Annotated in this window: 15 protein-coding genes; 5 read left to right on the plus strand and 10 right to left on the minus strand. The window is 66.7% G+C overall.

From position 1 onward, the window contains the following. Positions 1 to 28: 28 nt before the first annotated feature. On the minus strand, positions 29 to 448 hold the full coding sequence (locus tag ACTZWT_RS18410; RefSeq protein ID WP_444771126.1) for a BA14K family protein: 420 nt from the start codon (positions 446 to 448) through the stop codon (positions 29 to 31). Positions 449 to 672: 224 nt separating this feature from the next. Here ACTZWT_RS18410 and ACTZWT_RS18415 point away from each other — a divergent pair, with 224 nt between their 5' ends. Further along, on the plus strand, positions 673 to 2,889 hold the full coding sequence (locus ACTZWT_RS18415; protein ID WP_444771127.1) for an alpha,alpha-trehalose-phosphate synthase (UDP-forming): 2,217 nt from the start codon (positions 673 to 675) through the stop codon (positions 2,887 to 2,889). Between the two features lie 34 nt (positions 2,890 to 2,923). On the opposite strand, the gene ACTZWT_RS18420 is transcribed toward ACTZWT_RS18415, so the two are convergent. From ACTZWT_RS18420 to ACTZWT_RS18440, 5 genes are all read right to left on the minus strand, one after another. Next, positions 2,924 to 4,231, minus strand: a complete 1,308-nt coding sequence (locus ACTZWT_RS18420) for a DUF2254 domain-containing protein (RefSeq protein WP_444771128.1) — start codon at positions 4,229 to 4,231, stop codon at positions 2,924 to 2,926. Positions 4,232 to 4,482: 251 nt separating this feature from the next. Then, positions 4,483 to 6,069: a Do family serine endopeptidase gene (locus ACTZWT_RS18425; protein ID WP_444771129.1), complete on the minus strand. Its 1,587-nt coding sequence runs from the start codon at positions 6,067 to 6,069 to the stop codon at positions 4,483 to 4,485. Positions 6,070 to 6,723: 654 nt separating this feature from the next. After that, the gene (locus tag ACTZWT_RS18430) at positions 6,724 to 7,215 is read right to left on the minus strand and encodes a hypothetical protein (protein ID WP_444771130.1); all 492 of its coding nucleotides are present in this window, start codon (positions 7,213 to 7,215) and stop codon (positions 6,724 to 6,726) included. Between the two features lie 99 nt (positions 7,216 to 7,314). Further along, positions 7,315 to 8,016, minus strand: coding sequence for a cysteine hydrolase family protein (locus ACTZWT_RS18435; RefSeq protein ID WP_444771131.1), 702 nt, complete (start codon positions 8,014 to 8,016; stop codon positions 7,315 to 7,317). Between the two features lie 66 nt (positions 8,017 to 8,082). Then, positions 8,083 to 8,367: a hypothetical protein gene (locus tag ACTZWT_RS18440; protein ID WP_444771132.1), complete on the minus strand. Its 285-nt coding sequence runs from the start codon at positions 8,365 to 8,367 to the stop codon at positions 8,083 to 8,085. A gap of 137 nt (positions 8,368 to 8,504) precedes the next feature. Between ACTZWT_RS18440 and ACTZWT_RS18445 the strand changes: the two genes are divergently transcribed. After that, positions 8,505 to 9,593: a BMP family ABC transporter substrate-binding protein gene (locus tag ACTZWT_RS18445; protein ID WP_444771133.1), complete on the plus strand. Its 1,089-nt coding sequence runs from the start codon at positions 8,505 to 8,507 to the stop codon at positions 9,591 to 9,593. 242 nt (positions 9,594 to 9,835) lie between these two features. Here ACTZWT_RS18445 and ACTZWT_RS18450 read toward each other — a convergent pair whose 3' ends face one another. After that, positions 9,836 to 10,801 carry a S1C family serine protease gene (locus tag ACTZWT_RS18450; protein ID WP_444771134.1) on the minus strand — a complete coding sequence of 322 codons (966 nt, stop codon included), beginning with the start codon at positions 10,799 to 10,801 and terminating at the stop codon, positions 9,836 to 9,838. Positions 10,802 to 11,049: 248 nt separating this feature from the next. Between ACTZWT_RS18450 and ACTZWT_RS18455 the strand changes: the two genes are divergently transcribed. The 3 genes from ACTZWT_RS18455 to ACTZWT_RS18465 all read left to right on the plus strand — a co-directional run bounded on the left by ACTZWT_RS18455 (position 11,050) and on the right by ACTZWT_RS18465 (position 14,474). Next, positions 11,050 to 12,291, plus strand: coding sequence for an O-antigen ligase family protein (locus tag ACTZWT_RS18455; RefSeq protein ID WP_444771135.1), 1,242 nt, complete (start codon positions 11,050 to 11,052; stop codon positions 12,289 to 12,291). Positions 12,292 to 12,332: 41 nt separating this feature from the next. Next, positions 12,333 to 13,316 (plus strand): UDP-glucose 4-epimerase GalE, encoded by a 984-nt coding sequence (galE, locus tag ACTZWT_RS18460; protein WP_444771136.1) that lies wholly within the window; start codon positions 12,333 to 12,335, stop codon positions 13,314 to 13,316. 240 nt (positions 13,317 to 13,556) lie between these two features. Continuing rightward, entirely contained in the window at positions 13,557 to 14,474 is a 918-nt protein-coding gene (locus ACTZWT_RS18465; RefSeq protein WP_444771137.1) for a WecB/TagA/CpsF family glycosyltransferase, read from the plus strand. Positions 14,475 to 14,729: 255 nt separating this feature from the next. Here ACTZWT_RS18465 and ACTZWT_RS18470 read toward each other — a convergent pair whose 3' ends face one another. Genes ACTZWT_RS18470 through ACTZWT_RS18480 form a run of 3 tightly spaced genes read right to left on the minus strand, consistent with a single transcriptional unit; the run spans position 14,730 to position 19,460 of the window. Further along, positions 14,730 to 16,052 (minus strand): glycoside hydrolase family 5 protein, encoded by a 1,323-nt coding sequence (locus ACTZWT_RS18470; protein WP_444771138.1) that lies wholly within the window; start codon positions 16,050 to 16,052, stop codon positions 14,730 to 14,732. A 10-nt stretch (positions 16,053 to 16,062) separates the two neighbouring features. Beyond that, a complete protein-coding gene (locus tag ACTZWT_RS18475; RefSeq protein ID WP_444771139.1) occupies positions 16,063 to 17,400 on the minus strand; it encodes a VpsF family polysaccharide biosynthesis protein in 1,338 nt (445 codons plus the stop codon). Next, entirely contained in the window at positions 17,397 to 19,460 is a 2,064-nt protein-coding gene (locus ACTZWT_RS18480) for a GumC family protein (protein WP_444771140.1), read from the minus strand. Before ACTZWT_RS18480 ends, ACTZWT_RS18475 begins: the two co-directional genes overlap by 4 nt. Positions 19,461 to 19,493: the final 33 nt, after the last annotated feature.

Consider the following 19,493-nt stretch of genomic DNA (forward strand, 5'->3'; position numbering starts at 1 on the left):
GGCTGATCGATTTCGTCAGGCCCTGACGTTACGGGCAGGAATGCCGGTTGCCGTCGTAGCCGAGATAGGTGCCGGACGCCGGATCGTAGGACTTGAAGCGCTGCGAGCAATACGCGACCGCGTCGCCCTGCGCCGCCTGCGCCTGGCTGTTGGCGATGGCGCCGCCGATGATCGCGCCAGCGGCAAGACCGCCGAGCGCCGCACCGGCCCCATAACCATAACCGCGGTGACCGTAGCCGCGATGACCATAGCCATAGCCGCGATGGCCGTAGCGCGGGCCACCGTGCCAGCCGCCGCGATGACCGCGATACTGAACCTGCTCGACGTTGGACGTGGAGACGGTGGGCTGTGCAGCGACCATCAACGGAGCGGCCGCAGCCGGCACCGTCGCGACCGCCAGCGATCCAGCGATCAGCGCCATGGCCGGCAGCGTACGTGACATCTTCATCATCGTGTCCCTTTCCTCATGTGCTTTCAGGGGAAGCAACGGGCGCGCATCCGAGACGTTCCAAATCCCCTGCCGATCGCGACAATTCGTCCGCGATACGTTCCCCAACGTACGAAACGCGCCCGCGGAACCGGGCACCGGCCTGTTCACATGAATCATTCTTGACTGACGCGCCGGGGAGCGTGGTGTAAACAGCAGCGGGTCACATGGGGGAACTTCGGTCGATGCCGCGCTACATGGCAGCTCTGAAATATCTCGGTCTCGGCCTGCTCGTGACTTTGCTTCTCGGATTGGTGATCGCGCCGTTTTCCAAGCGGCTGGTCGAGCAATGGGCGCGCAGCGACGTCGAGGGCCGCTCGCGGCTGGTCTACAACGCGATCCAGCATCAGGTCGTCGGCGCGATGGCCGACGACAATGCGGTTCAGCTCTCGGTGAGTTTCGAGGCGGTCGCGCTCGACCAGCGGATCCTCGCCGTCGGGCTGTGCAGCGATCAGGGCCAGTTGGTCGCGCCGACCAAATTGATGCCGAAGACGTTCTCCTGCGAGAAGGTCGCACGCTCGGAGGGTGTGAGCTTCTCCACCATCATGATCGATGGCCGCCGCGTCATGGTCGGCGCCTTCCCGATCGTCGAGCGGGCGCAGAAATCCTACCTGATCATCCTGCACGATCTCAGCTTTGTCGACGTCCGCTCCAGCGAAGCCCAGGGCTTCATAATCGCGGCGCTGGTCGGCGTGGCTTTGATGATCGCCGGCTGCGCCGCGATCATCGTCATGGTGGTGCTGCGCGGCTGGATGAACGCGCTGCGCCGCGCGGTCGACGACGTTCGCTCCGGCGCAGCACCGCAACTGCCGAAGCGCGACCCGTCGGCGATCGACCTGCAGATCAAGAAACTGCTGAGCGAGGTCGAAACCGGCCGCCGTTCGATTTCCGCGGCGCAGATCGAATGGTCGCCGGCGGCGCTGCAGCAACTGCTGCATTCGACGCTGCCCGACGCCGAAGTGCTGATCGTGTCGAACCGCGAACCCTATATCCACAATCGCGACGGCGGCCGCACCGAGGTGCAGGTTCCGGCGAGCGGGCTGGTGTCGGCGCTGGAGCCGGTGATGCGCGCCTGCGGCGGCACCTGGATCGCGCATGGCAGCGGCAACGCCGACCGCGACACCGTGGATTCCCACGACCGCATCGAGGTGCCGCCCGATCATCCGTCCTACCGACTCCGCCGGATCTGGATCACCGACGAGGAACAGGACGGCTTCTATTACGGCTTCGCCAATGAGGGCATGTGGCCGCTGTGCCATATCGCCTTCGTCCGGCCGTCGTTCCGGGAATCCGACTGGAAGGCCTATCAGCAGATCAACGAGCGCTTCGCCGCCGCCGTCGTCCAGGAGGCACGGACAGACAATCCGATCGTGCTGGTGCAGGACTATCACTTCGCGCTGGCGCCGCGGATGATCCGCGATCGACTGCCGAAGGCGACGATCATCACCTTCTGGCACATCCCGTGGCCGAACGCCGAGACCTTCAGCATCTGTCCGTGGAAGGAGCAGATCATCGACGGCCTGCTCGGCTCCACCATCCTCGGCTTCCACACCCAGTTTCATTGCAACAACTTCTTCGAGACCGTCGACCGCTTCGTCGAAAGCCGGATCGACCGCGAGCACGCCACCGTCACGCTGTCGGGTCACGAGACGATGGTACGCGCCTATCCGATCTCGATCGAATGGCCGCCGGCGGCGCTGGACGGCCAGCCGCCGGTCGAGATCTGCCGCAGCGAGGTGCGTAAGCAGCTCGGACTCGCCGCCGACGTCAGGATCGCGGTCGGCATCGAACGCTTCGACTACACCAAGGGGATTCTCGACCGCATGAAGGCGGTCGACGATCTGCTGACCCGGCAGCCGCAATGGAAACGCCGGCTGGTGTTCGTCCAGGTCGCCGCGCCGACGCGCAGCAAATTGTCGAGCTACAGCACGCTGCAGGACGACGCGGTGGCGCTCGCCGACGACATCAACCGCCGGCACGGCTCGGACGATTACAAGCCGATCGTGCTGCTGATCCGCCACCACAGCTCGCGCGAGGTGTTCAAGCTGTTCCGCGCCGCCGACGTCTGCGTGGTCAGCAGCCTGCACGACGGCATGAACCTCGTCGCCAAGGAATTCGCCGCCGCCCGCGACGACGAGCACGGCGTGCTGGTGCTGTCGAGCTTCACCGGCGCCTCGCGCGAGCTGTCCGAGGCGCTGATCGTCAATCCGTATCACGTCCACGAAATGGCGACGGCGCTCGACACCGCGCTGCGGATGCCGGCACACGAGCAGCAGGAGCGGATGCGCTCGATGCGTCAGCAGATCCGCGAGTGGAACGTCTACCGCTGGGCCGGCCGGATGCTGATCGACGCCGCCGCCAGTCGCCGCCGCCAGCGCATTCTCGATCTCGCCGAAGGCTGAGCATCTCGCCGAAGGCTGAGCGCAACGCCCGCCGCTACAGCTTGAACGGACCGAGCGGGCCGAGTTCGACGACCTCCATGAACGCCCGATAGCGGCTGCGAACATCGGCGAGATCGTCCGTCGAGCCGACCTCGCGCTCGGCGTCGGCCATCACCAGATCGGCATGTTTGCGCACGCTGGAGAGCCGCGGCGGATCGCGTTCGACGCCCGCCACCTGGGTCAGCACCTCGAGTATCCCGATCAGCACCGCGGGCTTGCCGGCGGCGTTCTGCCGAATCATGTGAAACATCGCGTCGACCAGTTCGTCATACTGCACGTAGGGAACTATCAGCACGATGCGCCCCTGCCTGACCACAACGCCGTTCCGCAACTGCAAAGGCTGCATGTCGCACAACGCGGCGCCGAGCCGGTTGAGCACGCTGAGCGCGGTGTGCGGATCGTTGATGCCGGGCGACAACGCGCGCACCGCGACCTCGACCAGTTGCCGGATCGCGAAGCGCAGATCGTCCGACGAGCTGAGCGTCGGGCTGAGCGCCGTCGCGTTGCGGACGGCCTCTTCCGCGCCCTCGCGCGGCGGCTTGATCAGCGCGATCGGCGCACCCGGAAAGACGTAGTCCCCGGGGCGCACCAGCAGGCGGATCTCGGCCTCCTGCTCGCACGCCCAGGTCGCCAGCCCGTCCTCGTCGAGATGATGCAGATATCCGGCGCGTGGATCGCGGATCGGCTCGGCGTCGCGCCAATGCGCCGCCGGCGGCGGCGCCGGATGCGGCTCGCCGTTGGCAAGTCCGCTCATCACGCGGCGGACGTCGTCGCTGACCAGGCCGATCACGGTGTCGACATTGATCCGGCTGGCCATGTGGTCGACGAAATACACCAGCGTGGCGACGCAGATGAAGCCCAGCGCAATCCCGACGCCGAGCGCGAGGTGGGGAACGAAGGCGCCCTCGTCTTCGGTGCGGACGCTGCGCAGCACGATCAGCGCATAGCAGAACGTGCCGAGGAAGATGCCGAGCGTGATCTGGTTGCCGCGGTCGCGGGTGAAGTTGCGCAGCAGCCGCGGCCCCATCTGCCCCGCGGCCAGCGACAGCGCCGCGATGGTGATCGAGAACACCGTACCGGCGACGCCGATCGTCGACGATGCCACCGCGCCGAGCAGGGTGCGCGCGCCGGTGGCGCCGCCGTTGTAGAGCCAGTTCTCCAGCAGCCAGGGCGGCACCATCCCGCTGCGATCGATGTCGATGACGCCGAACGCCGCGACGGTGCCGAGCAGCACCAGCAGCGCTGGAACGAGCCAGAACGTGTCGGAGAGATCGTCGTAGAGTTTGCGAAGGCGCGCGTTCACGGCAGATTCCGTCGGGTCGGCTGGATCTCGGTCGCGTCGATCCGCGACTGCCGACCGGCCCACCGGCAGCCAGGCCGCGACATCGATTTCGGAACCAACCAAGTGACCGCCCGCCGAAAAGTTCCATCTGCGGATCGCAGGCGCCCGATGGCGCTGACAGCACCGCGCCGCTCGGCGTCGCATCGGGCGTGCAGCACGAACCAAGGGCGGCGTCGCGGCCGCCCTTGGCGTGTCGGAGATGCGGACTTCGATCAGCCTTTGGCGATCGGCACCGCGACGAAGCGCGCGGCGGAGTCCGCGGTCTTGACCCGCATCAGCACGGTCTTCTTGCCGTGCGCGCTGGCCTGGGTCAGCGCGCCGCGGACGTCGCCGGAATTGGCGACCGCCTTGCCGCCGACGTCGAGGATGACGTCGCCGCTGCGCAGCCCGCGATCCGCCGCCGGGCCTTCCGGATCGACGCCGGTGACGACGACGCCCTTCTGGCCCGAGCCGCCGACCTCGCTGGCCGGCGCGACGCGCAGGCCGAGATAGGGCCGGCCGGACTCGCGCCCGGCATTGCCGTTGTCCGCGACTTTCGCGCTCTCGTTCGGCATCTCGGCCAGATCGAGCGTCACGGTCTTGCTGTCGCCCTTGTGCAGCACGTCGAGCTTCACCGCGCTGCCCGGCGCCATCATGCTGATGGTCCGCGCCAGCGCGCGGGAGTCCTTGATCTCCGCGCCATTCACCGCGGTGATGACGTCGCCCGCGGCGATCCCCGCCTTGGCGGCCGGGCTGCCGTCCTGCGGGCTGTCGACCAGCGCGCCGCGGGCCTGCTTCAGCCCCATGCTGTCGGCGATCTCGGCGGTCACCGGCTGCACCTGCACGCCGAGCCAGCCGCGCGTCACCACGCCCTTGTCCTTCAATTGCGCGATGACGAGCTTGGCGGTCGCCGCCGGAATGTCGAAGCCGATGCCGACCGAGCCGCCGGAGGGCGAATAGATCGCGGTGTTGACGCCGATGACGTTGCCGCTGGTGTCGAACGCCGGCCCGCCGGAATTGCCCTTGTTGATCGGCGCGTCGATCTGCACGTAGTCGTCATACGGACCCGAGCCGATGTCGCGGCCGCGCGCCGAGACGATGCCGGCCGTGACGGTGCCGCCGAGGCCGAACGGATTGCCGACCGCGACCACCCAGTCGCCGACCCGCGCCGGCTGGTCGGCGAACTTCACATAGGTGAAGTCGTTCTTGCCGTCGACCTTGATCAGCGCCAGATCGGTCTTCTTGTCGGTGCCGACGACCTTGGCGGTGTGGACGGTGCCGTCATCGGTCGTGACCTGCACCGACTTGGCGTGATCGACGACGTGATTGTTGGTCACCGCATAGCCGTCCGGCGAGATGAAGAAGCCGGAGCCTTCGCCGGTGATCATCTGATGACGCTGCGGCGTGCCGTTCTGGCCGCGGAAGCCGAACTGGCGGAGAAACGGACTGAGCTGCTGATCGAGGTCGCGATCCATGCCCTGATTGCCGTTGTCGTCGCTGCCGTCGTTGCGGATCAGCGGCGTGGTGCGGCTGTCCTCGTCGATCTTGACGCGCACCGAGATCACCGCGGGCTTCACCTTGCTGACGAGATCGCCGAAGCCGGCCGGCATGCCGGAGGGCGCAGCTGCTTCGGCCGCGACCGCGGGCGACGCGAACGACGGAAACTCGTGCGTCATATATCCGCCGGTGACCAGAGCCGCGCTCAGTGCTGCGGCAGACGCCAGCAGAGCAAAGCGCCGCGGCTTCATGATCCGGCGCAGCTGCGAATCCGATTTCGGGGTGTAGTCGATGTCGTTGCGATCCGTCTCATTTTGATTCATGGCGAGGCTCCAGTGAGTGGTGAACGGGGCGTGAACTACTCGCTGGAATATAGTGGACCGACATTACGCAGAGCTGTTTGGCGAATTAATCTTTGGACAGAGAGGGCCGCCGAATGAGATCGATGCGCCCACGACTACGCGGCGCGCGCGAACGACCTGTCCGAAAATTCATGAAGAGAAAGTGGCAAACAGAGCGATGAAGAAGGCAAGCAATAGAGACACGTAGACGATTGGACTAATGCGCTTCATCGATTGGTTGAAGCGGCGCGGCCTTCTCCCGTGCAGAGTCGTCATCCTGAGGTGCGCGCGTCGCGCGCCTCGAAGGATGCGGCCAAGGTGCCTGCGGCCCATCCTTCGAGGCCCGCTGGGCCGCGCACAGCGCGGCCCAGCGGGCACCTCAGGATGACGGCGGCAGTCGGATCGCCGGTTCTGATTCCATCAGAAGCAAAGCCGCGCTATTTCGCCCATGCCGCGTTATCCGCTTACTTCGTCATGGCCGGGCTTACTTCGTCATTGCGAGCGAAGCGAAGCAATCCAGGGGCGGCGCGCACCGGGTCCCTGGATTGCTTCATCGCGGAGCCTGTGCCCGGACGGCGCGGAGCGCTATCCGGGTGCTCCGCGCAATGACGAACTTCAGCGATGGACTTGTTACGCTCAGCGCTTCTTCAGCGACACCGAGACGTTGCGCACATTGGTGCCTTGCGGCACGATCGAGACCGATTGCGACGCGCCGCGGGTCGTGACCGACAGCGCGGCCGAAAAGCCCGGGCCGCCGACCTGCGCGTTGACGCGCCCGCCGCGCGCCGTGCCGGTGACCTGGCCGTTGGCGTTGCGGCTCGCTTCGGTCCACGTCCCGGAGATCCGGCCGCCGTTTTCCTCGACATGACTGGTGATGTCGAACTTTGCACTCGCGCTCGCGCACACCAGGGTTTGTTGCAGCAGGCGGCCGCCGCCGGCCACCGCATAGGACGCGCGGCAGCGGATGCGCTCGGTCGAGCCGTCGGACAGCTCCACCTTGCCGCTGCCGTTCCAATAGCCGGCCATGCCGTCGAACGCGCCGGATGCAAGGCTCGCCGTCGAGATCATCGCCAACGAGCCCGACAGTACGGCGGCGGACAAAAGCCGCGCAGCGGAATGAGTTCTCATATGCAGGTTCCTTTCAGTGCGAACGCCGGCAGAAACAACCCCGGTGCCGCGCGCCGGTTTCGTCAACACCTGGTGATCGGGCGTGCGATGCGCGAGGCCTCACGGCTCGATCATCGTCGCCATCGCCGCCAGCACCGCGGCGGACTGCGCAACCCACCCGAAGATACCGCCCTGCGCCTTGATCATCGCGAGCCCGGCTTCGTGAAAATCAGGAAAATACGACGCGCAGCCGTCGCCGATGACCACGCAACGATAGCCGCGGTCGTTGGCTTCGCGCACCGTGGTGTTGACGCAGACTTCGGTGGTCACCCCGCACACCAGCAGATTTTCGATGCCGTATTTCTGCAGGATGTCGCCGAGCTCGGTGGCGTAGAACGCGCCCTTGCCGGGCTTGTCGATCACGATCTCGTCCGCGCGCGGATACAACTCCGGAATGATGTCGTGTCCCGGCTCGCCGCGGATCAGGATGCGGCCCATCGGCCCGGGATCTCCGATCCGCAGCGACGGCGCGCCACGCGCCAGCTTGGCCGGCGGCGCATCGGCGAGGTCCGGCCGATGGCCTTCACGGGTGTGAACCACCAGCAGCCCGATCGCCCGCGCCGCGGCCAGCACCGACGCGATCGGCCCGACCGCGCGGCCGAGCCGCGCGACGTCGTTGCCCAGCGTCTCGCCGAAGCCGCCCGGCTCCAGGAAGTCGCGCTGCATGTCGATGATCAGCAAAGCCGTCGCCGCCCAGTCGAGCGTGATCGGCGCCGGTTCGGCCGCGATCGTAGCGGAGGCTGAAGACGTCGTGGCGGCCATCGTGCTGCTCCGCGATCGGAATCGATCGCAGCATAGAGCATCGGGCGGACCGGATGAAGGCGGCGCTCAGCCGATCAGCAAGGCGGCAAGCGTGCCGAGGATGGTGCCGGCGCAGGCGGCCGACAGACCGAACACCGAGCTCCACACCACGAAATACAGAATCACCGAGCCGAGGTTCTTTTCCAGATCGGCGCCGTACATCAGAAACGACACGCCGCAGGCGACCAGCAGCACGGCGGCGACGCCGATCCGCACCCACAGCGCCCGGCGCGGCGCACGCGCGACGAACCACGCGGCCCAGCCGAAGCCCGCGGCCAACACCAGCCAGATGATGATCAAGCGAACAGCCATTCTGATTCCCTTGGTACAGGTTTTGGCGTAGCGCGTGAAGCCGACGATCGGATGACGCATCGCGCCGGCGGCATTTTTCGGATAGGTTGGGCGTTCTGCGTGGGTGGGCCCGGCCGCGGGCGAAGTTGGAGAAGCCGATGAGAAAGTCGATTGCAGCCGCAGCGCTGGTTCTGGCGGCGGGCTGCGCAGCAGCGACCGGCGTCGCGGCGCAGGACAAGCCCGCCCGGCTCAAGATCGGCTTCGTCTATATCGGCTCGGTCGGCGATTTCGGCTGGACCTATCAGCACGATCAGGCGCGCAAGGCGATCGTCAAGGAATTCGGCGACCGGGTCGAGACCACCGCGCTCGAAAACGTCGGCGCAGGCCCGGCCGCCGAGCGCTCGATCGAGCAGCTCGGGCGCGCCGGCAACAGGCTGATCTTCAGCACCTCGTTCGACTACATGGATTCGACCATCAAGGTCGCGAAGAAATATCCCGGTGTGAGATTCGAACTCGCCACCGGCACCCGGCGCGAAGCCAACGTCGCGACCTATTCGGGCCGGTTCTACGAGGGCCGGACCATCGAAGGGGCGATCGCCGCCAGGATGTCGAAGAAGGGCGTGATCGGCTATATCGGCTCGTTCCCGGTGCCGGAGGTCATCTCCGACATCAACGCCACGATGCTGGCGGCGCGGAAGATCAACCCGGACATCAAGATCAGGATCGTCTGGGTCGACTCCTGGTTCAATCCCGGCAAGGAAGCGGACGCCGCGAAGGCGCTGCTCGATCAGGGCGCCGACGTGATCATGCAGAGCACCGACAGCGCGGCGGCGATGCAGGTGGCCAATGAGCGCGGTGCGCTGGCCTTCGCGCAGAATGCCGACATGATCAAGTTCGGCCCCAAGGCCCAGCTCACCGGCATCGTCGCCGACTGGACGCCGTACTACCTCGCGCGCGTCCGGGCGGCGCTCGCCAACGAGTGGACCTCGGGCGCGACCTGGGGCGGGCTGAAGGACAGGATGATCCTGATGGCGCCCTACACCAACATGCCGGAGGACGTGAAGAAGCTCGCGGCCGAGACCGAGGCCGGAATCATCGACGGTAGCATCAAGCCGTTCGCCTGCCCGATCCGCGACCAGGACGGCAAGGAGATCGAATGCAAGGGCGGCGACCATCTCGACGACAGCCAGGTGCTCGGCATGAATTTCTTCGTCCAGGGAATCAACGACAGGATTCCGGGCAAGTAGGACGAATATCGACGCCCCCCAGTCATTCCGGGGCGCATCGGCGCGCGTTTACGCGCGGTGATGCGAACCCGGAATCCATAGCCCCGGGCGTCGATGACATTCGAGAGCATCCAACGCCTTACCCTTCACTGGCGCGGGGCGTATGGATTCCGGGTCTGCGCGCAAGTGCGCGCATCCCGGAATGACGAACTTAGACGATGACGTGTCGCTCAGGGATTCCCGGTCTCGCGCCGAGCCGCCCCTCAATGCATCCGCGGACCCTTGAGGAACATGGCGCGGTCCGCCGAATGCAGCACGACGTCGAAGGTGGCGCCGCCGCTGAACAGAGTCAGCGGGACTTCGACGCCGGCGGCGCCGAGCGCCCAGACCTTGCGATAGAATTCCGCCTCGCTCGTCACCTTGTCGCCGGCGACGGCGAGAACCACGTCACCCGATTTCAGCTCGGCGCGCGCGGCGGGCCCCTTCGGCGCGATCCCGACGACGACGATCCTGTCCTCGATCTCGGTCGAATACAGCCCGAGCCACGGCCGCGGCGGCTTGTCGACCCGGCCGAATTTGCGCAGATCGCCGAGCACCGGCTTCAAGAGATCGATCGGAACCGCCATGTTGTAGTGCTCGTCGCTACCGCTGCGCTCGATCTGCAGCGAGCCGATGCCGATCAGCTCGCCGCTGGCGGAGATCAACCCGGTGCCGCCCCAGTTCGGATGTGACGGTTCGGTGAAGATCGCGTCGTCGATCAGATATTCCCAGTAGCCGGCAAAAGGCTGCCGCGCCGCGATCCGCCCCGCGACGGAACGAACGCGTCCGCCGACGCCGCCGATGATCACGCGATCGCCGGTCTTCGCCGCGCTGGAATTGCCGAGCGGCAGCGGCGGCAGGTCGATCCCGCCGAGCGCCTGCACCAGGCCGAAGCCGCTATCGGAATCGATGCCGAGCGCATGGCCCTCGACCACCCGGCCGTCGCCGAGATGCAGCCAGACCGCTTCCGCCTCGGTGATCAGATAGCCGATGGTCAGCAGCAGGCCGTCGTCGATCAGGACGGCGTTGCCAGCGCGCTCGGTGCCGAGCGTGGTCGCGGTGAACGCGTCGGACGGGATGATCGCGTGCAGGCCGAGCACCGCCGACAGCACACGATCGAGATCGAACGGAAAGTCCGCGGCGCGCGGCCGGAGCGCGGCCGGCACATTCCATTCGGGCAGGGAAGGCATCCGGCGTCTCCCATCGTGCATCGGCGCAACGGGAAATATCGGCAACCCGACGGCCAATTGCAAGCCGACGCGTCGCAGCAGTGCCATGGTGCCGCAATCACGATAAGCCAGCGTTAATCTCGTTTTCCTACACTCGAAGCGAGGCGGACAGCCCCGTGCAAGCGACCGCGTGCCTCCGCACCGCGTGCCGCCCGGGCCGTGCGCCGGCGTTAACGAAGTGTTCCAGCCGTCGACGCAAGGTTGCAGCCATGACCGACTTTGCCATCACGGCCGCACCCTCCCGGGCGACGGCGCCACGATTGCGGGCGCTGCAGCTCGCGCTGCTGTGGTTCGCCGGCGCCAGCGGCGCGATCGTGTTCATCGAACCGAGCCCGTATGAATTCGCGATCCTGCTGTCGATCGTGGTGTTCTTCGCCTCCGGACTGCGGATCGCGCCGGCGCTGATCGTGCCGATCGCGCTGCTGATCGGCGTCGAGCTCGGCTACACGATCGGGGCCAGTTCCCTGCTCGACGATCCGATCATCCTGAACTGGCTGCTGACCTCGTGGTACATGGCGATCACCGCGATCTTCTTCGCGCTGGTGACGCTCGAAAACACCGCCGACCGGATCGAGGCGCTCGCCAGGGGCTATCTGGTCGGCGGGCTGATCGCATCGCTGGCCGGGATCGCCGGCTATTTCAATCTGATCCCCGGCGCCACCGATCTGCTGACCTATGCGGGGCGCGCGCGCGGCACCTTCAAGGACCCGAACGTGCTCGGCGCGTTCCTGATCTTTCCGGCGGTCTACGCGCTGCAGCGGGTGATCGAAGGCTCGTTCTGGAGCGCGATGCGCAATGCGGTCGCGTTCGGCATCATCGCGCTGGCGATCTTCCTGGCATTCTCGCGCGCCGCATGGGGCACGCTCGCCGGCGCATCGATCCTGACGATCGCGCTGATGTTCGTCACCGCGCCGACCCAGCAGCGGCGGCTGCGGATCGTGATGCTGGCGGCGCTCGCCGGCCTGGTGCTGGTCGCGGCGATCGCCGTGCTGCTGTCGTTCGACCGGATCGACGCGCTGTTCAAGGAGCGCGCCAGCTTCGCGCAGCCCTACGACAGCGGCCGGTTCGGCCGGTTCGGCCGGCATCTGCTCGGCGCCGCGATGGCGCTGGACTATCCGACCGGGATCGGGCCGCTGCAGTTCCGGCGGTTCTTTCCCGAGGACACCCACAATTCGTTCCTCAACGCGTTCATGTCGGGCGGCTGGATCAGCGGCATTCTCTATCCGGCCCTGGTGTTCATCACCGCGGCCTACGGGCTGCGCAACGTCTTCGTCCGCACGCCCTGGCAGCGCACGTACATCGCCATCGTGGCGACGCTGATCGTGACCCTGCTCGAAAGCTTCATTATCGATACCGATCACTGGCGGCATTATTTCATGCTGATCGGCTTGACCTGGGGCGTGGCAATTGCGAGCAGTCGCGTCCGGTTCCACAGCAACGCCAGCCCCTGACCGTCCGACGGCCCGCGGACGCCAGCCACGGAAAGCCCGAGATGGACAAGTACATCCTCGTCACCGGCGGCGCCGGCTATATCGGCAGCCATATGACACTGGCGTTACAGGCTGCCGGTGAACGACCGCTGGTGATCGACGATCTCTCCGCCGGGCTGCGCAGCGCCGTGCCCGAGGGCGTACCGTTCTTTCGGGGCTCGGTCGGCGATTCCGGCTTCGTCGGCGACGTCATGGATCGCCATCCGATCGCGGCGATCATCCATTTCGCCGCCAGCGTCGTGGTGCCGGAATCGGTCGCGCATCCGCTCGCCTATTATCGCAACAACACCGCCAACGCCCGCACGCTGATCGACTGCGCGGTGCAGCGGGGCGTCCCGCACTTCGTGTTCTCGTCGACCGCCGCCGTCTATGGCGAACCCGACCGCAATCCGATCGGCGAGGATCAGCCGACGCAGCCGATCAATCCCTATGGCCGTTCGAAACTGATGGTCGAATGGATGCTCGGCGACGTCGCCCGCGCGCATCCGCTGAGCTACGCGGCGCTGCGCTACTTCAACGTCGCCGGCGCCGATCCCGACGGCCGCGCCGGGCAGTCGTCGCCCAACGCCACGCACCTGATCAAGATCGCCGTGCAGGCCGCACTCGGCAAGCGCGACGGGCTCGACGTGTTCGGCACCGACTATCCGACCGCGGACGGCTCCTGCATCCGCGACTACGTCCATGTCGCCGATCTCGTCGCGGCGCATCTCGACGCGCTGCGCCACCTGCGCGCCGGCAATCCCAGCGTCACCTGCAACATCGGCTATGCCAGCGGCTATTCGGTGCTGCAGGTGATCGAGGTGGTCAAGCGCGTCTCGGGTGTCGATTTCCCGGTGCGCCTCCAGGGCCGCCGCGCCGGCGATCCCGCAGCGCTGGTGGCGGCGAACGATCGCGCGAAAAGCCTGCTGGGCTGGACGCCGCGCTACGATGATCTGGAAACCATCGTGCGGCACGCGCTGGCCTGGGAGCACCGGCTCACCGCCTGACGCGGCGAATGCGCCGGTGCATCATCCTGGCACGCCGGGTCGTGCCCGGCACAAAGCTGTCACAGCACGGCACATCCGACCGAAATCATCGACCTTCTTCGCACCGAACATTTAACCGTTTTACCTTGTTGAATGGAAACGGTTAAGTGGCGATTGCAAGGTCACTAAGATGAGCTAATTGTTCTATTTGAAATGATCGAACAGCCCGTCTTGAACCAGCAGCGACCATCGGAATCCGCAATGCCCCACGTGCAAGTTGCCGGCCGTCCGCCGAACCCTGCGCCCGGCGAGCGGCGGGATCTGGATCGCCGCGTCGCGCCGTTCTCGATTCCCGCCTCGCTCGCCGAACTGCCGTTCGGCGAGCGTCGCGTCGCAGGCGATCGCCGGCGCAATCGGTTCCAGCACTGGAAGCGCAACATCATCGGCGGCCTGCCGATCGTGGTCGCCGACCGCATCGAGACCGCGACGGCGATGGTCGACGAGGCGCTGAAGCGTCGCGGGCTGTGGCGCTATCCCGCCTACATGACGTCGACCAACGGCGAGGTGACCTATCGCTGCGCGGTCGATCCGTCCGAGCACGCGATGTTTCTGCAGGCCGACGCGATCCACGCCGACGGCATGCCGCACGTCTTCGTCTCGCGCTTCAAATGCGACGCCCCGCTGCCGGAGCGCGTCGCCACCACCGACCTGTTTCACGACGTCGCGCGCGAGGCCAGCGCACGCGGCGCGACGATGTTCATGCTCGGCGCCGACGAGACCTCGAACCATCGCGCGGCGGAATGGGTCAGGAAGCACTATCCCCAGGTCAGGCTGGTCGGCCGCCGCAACGGCTACTTCGCCAGCGAGGCCGAGGAGATCGCCGCCTGCCAGCGGATCGCCGAGCTTGCGCCGGACATTCTCTGGGTCTCGATGGGCGTGCCGCGCGAGCAGGTGTTCATCGGCCGGAATCGCCACCGCCTGACCACCGTCGGCGTCATCAAGACCTCCGGCGGCCTGTTCGACTTCCTGTCGGGATCGAAGCCGCGGGCGCCGCAGTGGATGCAGCGCGTCGGCCTGGAATGGCTGTGGCGGATGGCGCTCGAGCCGCGCCGGCTCGGGATGCGCTATCTCCGGACCAACCCTTACGCGATGTATCTGCTGCTGACGCAGACGCGCTGATCCGGTTCACTGATCGATGTCGTCATGGCCGGGCTTGTCCCGGCCATCCACGCCGTCGGACCCGGCACCATTGCAAGACGTGGATGCCCGGCACGAGGCCGGGCATGACGGATCCAGATTCAGCGACCTTCTTAGAGCAGCTCTGTTTTGATGGAATCACCGCCGTCATCCTTCGAGGCCCGCTGCGCTCGCACCTCAGGATGACGACTCCGCACGCGCGAATGCCGCGTTGCTTCAATCAAGCGATGAAGCGCTCTACTTGCGCGGCCGAAACAGCATCTGGTCGGTGATCGCGATCTGGTCCGGGCGATAATGGCCGACGCCCCATTCGGTCTGCAGGCCGAACGGCGGGTCGTTCGACGGCCCGATCAGCCACCAGCTTCCGCTGACCGGCTGCTGATCGCCCGAAAACGTCGGACCGCCCTCGGCGCCGTATTTGCCGTTCATGTAGTCGAGCAGATTGCGCGCCCATTCGCGGGTCTCGGGCGTGCGCAGCGAGGCGCCCATCTCGCCGATCCAGACCGGCGCGATGTCGTCGCGCACCAGATAGCCCCAGGTGTGGTTCATCCGGTCGATGAAGCCCTTGCCGGTTTCGGGGATGCCCCAACGCTTGGTATCGGCGATCTCTTCGGGATATTCATGAATCGAATACACCAGCCTGTTCGGGATCGGCAGCTTCACCGGATTGGCGCCGGCGGCAGTGAGATTGCCGGCGGGGGCGGCATGGCGCGGGTCCATCCCCGAGGATGCCGGCGGCGGCCGGTAGGTCTCCGGACCTTCGCAGATGATCAGCACGTCGGGACTGACATCCTGGATCGCCGAGCCGACGTCCTCGCACATCGCCTTGATGTCGGTCGGCCCGCCGCCGCCCCAGGTGATGTGGCCGCGATCGCCGTTCGGCTCGTTGTGCAGATCGTAGCCGATCACGGTGGGGTTGCCGGCGAAGACCTTCGCTACGCGCAGCCAGTTCTGCTTGAATTGCGCCGCCGTCACCCGGCCCGGCACGATGCCGTCGGTGTTGTCGGTGCCGGGGCCGAGATCGAACCACAGCCCGTTGCGCTGCTGCCCGGCGGTGCCCTGATTGGTGTGGTGATTGAAGATCACCTTGAGGCCGATGTCGCCGGCGTAGTCGACGATGCGCTGGAACGCTACCAGCGTGGTGACGTAGCGATAGCGCCCCCGCGCGTTCGACGTGTCGCTCGCCAGCAGTTCGGGATTGAGCGTGGTGTTGATCCAGCCGAGCCGGTCGCTGTAGCCGTGCAGCGGCGTGTCGAGCCCGATATCGGTCCAGGGAATCCGCACCGCATTGAATCCCGCGGCGACGATCGAATCCAGCACGGTCCGGTAGCTGACCTTCCAGATCCCCGACGGCGCCGCGCCGGGCGGCCCTTCGGTGCCGTTCCAGCCGATCGAGGCGATCCGCACCGGCCGGCCCGCCACATCGACGATCTGGCTGCCCCGCGTCCCGAGATAGCCGCGCGGCAGCAGCGTGCCGCCGCGCCCCGCCGGCCGCAGATCGGCGGCGTCGCGGACGATCGCCGGCGGATCGGCGAGATGGTTCGGCACGGCTGCGTCCATCGCGCCCTCCTCAGCTCACACAATTCGACGGCGCATCCGGCCGCCGGAACAGCGTCGCCACAACGATCAGGAAGATCGCGAAAGTGAAGAACCGCCCGGCGAACGAACCGAAAGTGCTGCACAGGAAGAAATACACCGCGATCGGGAAGATCGCCTTCGCGGTCATCCGCCGATACGCCTCCCACATCAGCAGCAGGATGCCGAGCATGATCAGCGACGCGATGATGACGCCCTGGAACACGCTCATCTGGATGAACGGATTCTCCACGCCCCATTCCAGCCCGTACGAATAGATCTGCGACCTGACATAGTCGGTATGCGCGCCCCACAGCAGGTCGCCCCAATCGAACGACAGCAGCAGCGGAAACATCAGCCAGCGGCTGCGGGCGCTGCCGCCGTCCTCGGTGAAGCGGTCGAGCAGCGGATCGAACGCGCCGATCGACGCCAGCACCGCGACCACCGCGATGCCGACCGGAATGATCGAGAACCAGACGATCAGGCCGCGCTGCGAAACCTTCATGCCGGCAGCGTAGCGGAACATCGACCACAGCAGCATGCCCGCCATGATCAGCCCGGTCAGCAGGAACGCGGTGCGCCCGCCGAAAGCCAGCAGCGCGGCGCATTGCAGGAGGATCATCGGCATCCGCAGATTCGGCCGCAGCCCCTTGCCGGCGCCGCACAGCAGGCTGACGATATAGACGCAGGTGATGGTCGCGGCGTGCAGCGGATGGCTGAGAAACGCGGTCGCCCGCGGCTCGATCGTCGTCATGCCGTCCGGCGAATAGGTGATCAGCGGAAAGATGTTGAACCCGATCGCGAGTTCGACCACCGCCAGCACCGCATTGACCAGGAAGAACCAGTGCAGGAAGCGCTCGAGCCGGTCCATGTTGTCCGGCGTCGCGAATGGCAGCAGCATGGCGCACAGGAACAAATGCAGGTCGGTGTCGAAATACATGCCGAAGCCGTTGCGGCCGTCGACGACGATGTTGATCACCGCAAAGGTGGCGGCGCAGAAGAAGAAGATCGAGCCGAGCCTGGTCGCGAGATAATAGCGCGCGAGGTCGCCCTTCTGCGGATAGGTGACCAGAAACACCGCGAACAGCAGCACGATGAAATAGGTCGAGACGTGAATCTTGGTGATCGGCGAGCCACCGATCGCGCTGTAGTCGTAGCCGATCAGGTCCAGCACGTTGGCCGACACCACGAACAGCAGCACGATGTAGACCGCCATCATTTTCTGGACGAGCGGCGGCGCGAACGGCAGCCGCAGCCGGATCGTGGAGGCGGCCGGGGCGGCAGGCGCGAGCGCGACCGGCGGATACGGCGCGCCGTGTCCGCCCGCCGTCATGCCGCCACCGAGACGTCCGGCTCGACGAAGACGACCCGCGCCTTGACCTGACGAAGCCGCAGCAGATCGACCAGAATGGCGGCGTCCTCGCTCTTGCCGCCGGGCCCCTGCGCCAGGAACACGACTTCATCGGCCATGTAGTACAGACCGAATTCGGACGCGGTCGATCCCATTTCGCCGCCATCGACGATGACGCGATCGAATTCGCGAAGCTGCCGGAACGCCAGCGACAGCGCCTGCCGGGCGCGCGGGTCGCGCTCGGCGACGGCCGACAGCCCGACCGGCACGATCCGCATCGCGGTCGGCTCGTGCAGTTGCACGACCTCGTTGATCGCGGCGACGCCGGCCATCACGTCGCGCAGGCCGGGCGCCTTGTCGAAACCGAGCCGCGACGTCGTCCGGTGCCGCGCCAGATCGGCGTCGACCAGCATCACGTCCATCTCGTTGGCGATCACCGCGCGCGCGAGCTGCAGCGCGACGTCGTCCAGCCAGGCGCCGCGCTGCACCTGCACCAGCACGATGGTGGTGCCCTTCGGCGCGGCGAGCAGTTCCTCGCTCAGCGCTCTCAGCCGGCCGGCGCTGTGCTGCGCCATCACCGGCCGCAGCACCGGCGCCGGCGCGACCGCGGCGGGAGCCGGAACGTCGGCCTCGGCGACGGCGTCCGGCCCCGGTCCACGGTCCGGGCGATCGAAGTAATCGCGCGCCAGCGCCAGCGCGATGCCGATCGTCAGGCCGGCGAAGATCGCGGCGGCGAGCATGATCATCGTCGGCGGCCAGCTCTTGTTCTCCGGCGTCGTGGCGCGGGAGATCAGCCGGATGTTGGTGGTGTCGATGCCCTGCCGCTCCTCGGCGGTCTTGGCCTTGGCGAGGAAGCTCTCGTAGACGATCCGGCTCGACTCCGCCTTGCGCTCGAGTTCGCGCAGCGGCACCATCAGCTTTTCGTTGGCTTGCGACTGCGTCTTCAGCGCGTCGAAATTGGCCTGCAGATTCTGCACATTGGTGCGTTCGCTGGCGTAGGTGTTGCGGACCGATCGCGCGATCGTCTTCAGTTCGCGCTGGATCGCCGCCTGCACGTCGCGGACCTGCGCCCGCGCCGCCTGCAGCGCCGGATGATTGGGGCCGTCGATCTGCGCGAGCTGCGCCTCTTCGCGCGACGCGTCCGCCAGCCGCCCGCGCAGCTGCACGATCGCGGCCGACTGCATCGCCTCCGGCACCGCGTCGAGGCCGGCGTCGCCGTGCTCGATGGTTTCGATCAGCCGCACGCGGGCCTGCGCATCGGCGAGCCTCGTCTTGGCGTTGGTCAATTGGGTGTTGGCTTCGTCGAGCTGCTGCTCGCTCACCATCCGGCTGCGCGCGCCGACCAGATTGTTGGCGGCCTTGAAGGCGGCGACCGCCTCCTCGCCGCGCTTCACCTCCTGCCGCAGCTTGCCGAGCTGCGCCGAGATCGACTCGGAGGTGCGGCGCTGGAACGCGGAATTGGCGCCGGCCTGCTCTTCGAGATACGAGGTCGCGACCGCATTGGCGAGCGCGGCGGCGCGCGGCGCGGTGTCCGCCGATGCCAGAATGTCGATCACGAAGGAGCGGTCGATCCGCCTGGTGGTGACTTTCTTGCGCAGGTTTCGCAGCGTGACCAGCGCGCGATCCTCCGGCTTGCCGAGGCCGATCAGCGCCTTCACCAGCCGGCCGAGGCCCATTCGCTCGCCGTTGAATTCCGGATCGTTCTGCAGGTTCATCTGCTCGATGACGCGGTTCAGCACCTCGTTCGAGGTGATGATCTTGAGCTGGCTCTCGACCAGCAGCAGGCCGTCGCCGGGAACCGAATTCTGCAGCGGATCGTCCTTCGGCGTGTACTGATCGCGCGGGTCGACGAACACCTGCGCGGTCCCGGTGTAAGCCGGATGCGCGACCAGCAGATAGGCCACGACCAGCGCGCACAGCGCCAGCGGAACGCCGAACACCCAGTTCCTGCGCCGCGACAGGATCCCGACGACGTTCCTGAAATCGACCCCGTCGGAATCGCGGTCGGCCGGGATATTCTGCGAAGTCGGCTGGGGCGACATGGTCGATTACACACTCGCTTGTCTACAGACTCG

This window comes from Rhodopseudomonas sp. NSM (genome assembly GCF_052445935.1).
GTDB lineage: Bacteria > Pseudomonadota > Alphaproteobacteria > Rhizobiales > Xanthobacteraceae > Rhodopseudomonas.

Excerpts from the sequence above, each read along its gene's own strand:
- ACTZWT_RS18410 (WP_444771126.1), bottom strand. The coding sequence starts at position 448 with ATGAAGATGTCACGTACGCTGCCGGCCATGGCGCTGATCGCTGGATCG.
- ACTZWT_RS18415 (WP_444771127.1), top strand. The coding sequence starts at position 673 with ATGCCGCGCTACATGGCAGCTCTGAAATATCTCGGTCTCGGCCTGCTC.
- ACTZWT_RS18425 (WP_444771129.1), bottom strand. The coding sequence starts at position 6,069 with ATGAATCAAAATGAGACGGATCGCAACGACATCGACTACACCCCGAAA.
- ACTZWT_RS18430 (WP_444771130.1), bottom strand. The coding sequence starts at position 7,215 with ATGAGAACTCATTCCGCTGCGCGGCTTTTGTCCGCCGCCGTACTGTCG.
- ACTZWT_RS18435 (WP_444771131.1), bottom strand. The coding sequence starts at position 8,016 with ATGGCCGCCACGACGTCTTCAGCCTCCGCTACGATCGCGGCCGAACCG.
- ACTZWT_RS18440 (WP_444771132.1), bottom strand. The coding sequence starts at position 8,367 with ATGGCTGTTCGCTTGATCATCATCTGGCTGGTGTTGGCCGCGGGCTTC.
- ACTZWT_RS18445 (WP_444771133.1), top strand. The coding sequence starts at position 8,505 with ATGAGAAAGTCGATTGCAGCCGCAGCGCTGGTTCTGGCGGCGGGCTGC.
- ACTZWT_RS18450 (WP_444771134.1), bottom strand. The coding sequence starts at position 10,801 with ATGCCTTCCCTGCCCGAATGGAATGTGCCGGCCGCGCTCCGGCCGCGC.
- ACTZWT_RS18455 (WP_444771135.1), top strand. The coding sequence starts at position 11,050 with ATGACCGACTTTGCCATCACGGCCGCACCCTCCCGGGCGACGGCGCCA.
- galE (WP_444771136.1), top strand. The coding sequence starts at position 12,333 with ATGGACAAGTACATCCTCGTCACCGGCGGCGCCGGCTATATCGGCAGC.
- ACTZWT_RS18465 (WP_444771137.1), top strand. The coding sequence starts at position 13,557 with ATGCCCCACGTGCAAGTTGCCGGCCGTCCGCCGAACCCTGCGCCCGGC.
- ACTZWT_RS18470 (WP_444771138.1), bottom strand. The coding sequence starts at position 16,052 with ATGGACGCAGCCGTGCCGAACCATCTCGCCGATCCGCCGGCGATCGTC.
- ACTZWT_RS18475 (WP_444771139.1), bottom strand. The coding sequence starts at position 17,400 with ATGACGGCGGGCGGACACGGCGCGCCGTATCCGCCGGTCGCGCTCGCG.
- ACTZWT_RS18480 (WP_444771140.1), bottom strand. The coding sequence starts at position 19,460 with ATGTCGCCCCAGCCGACTTCGCAGAATATCCCGGCCGACCGCGATTCC.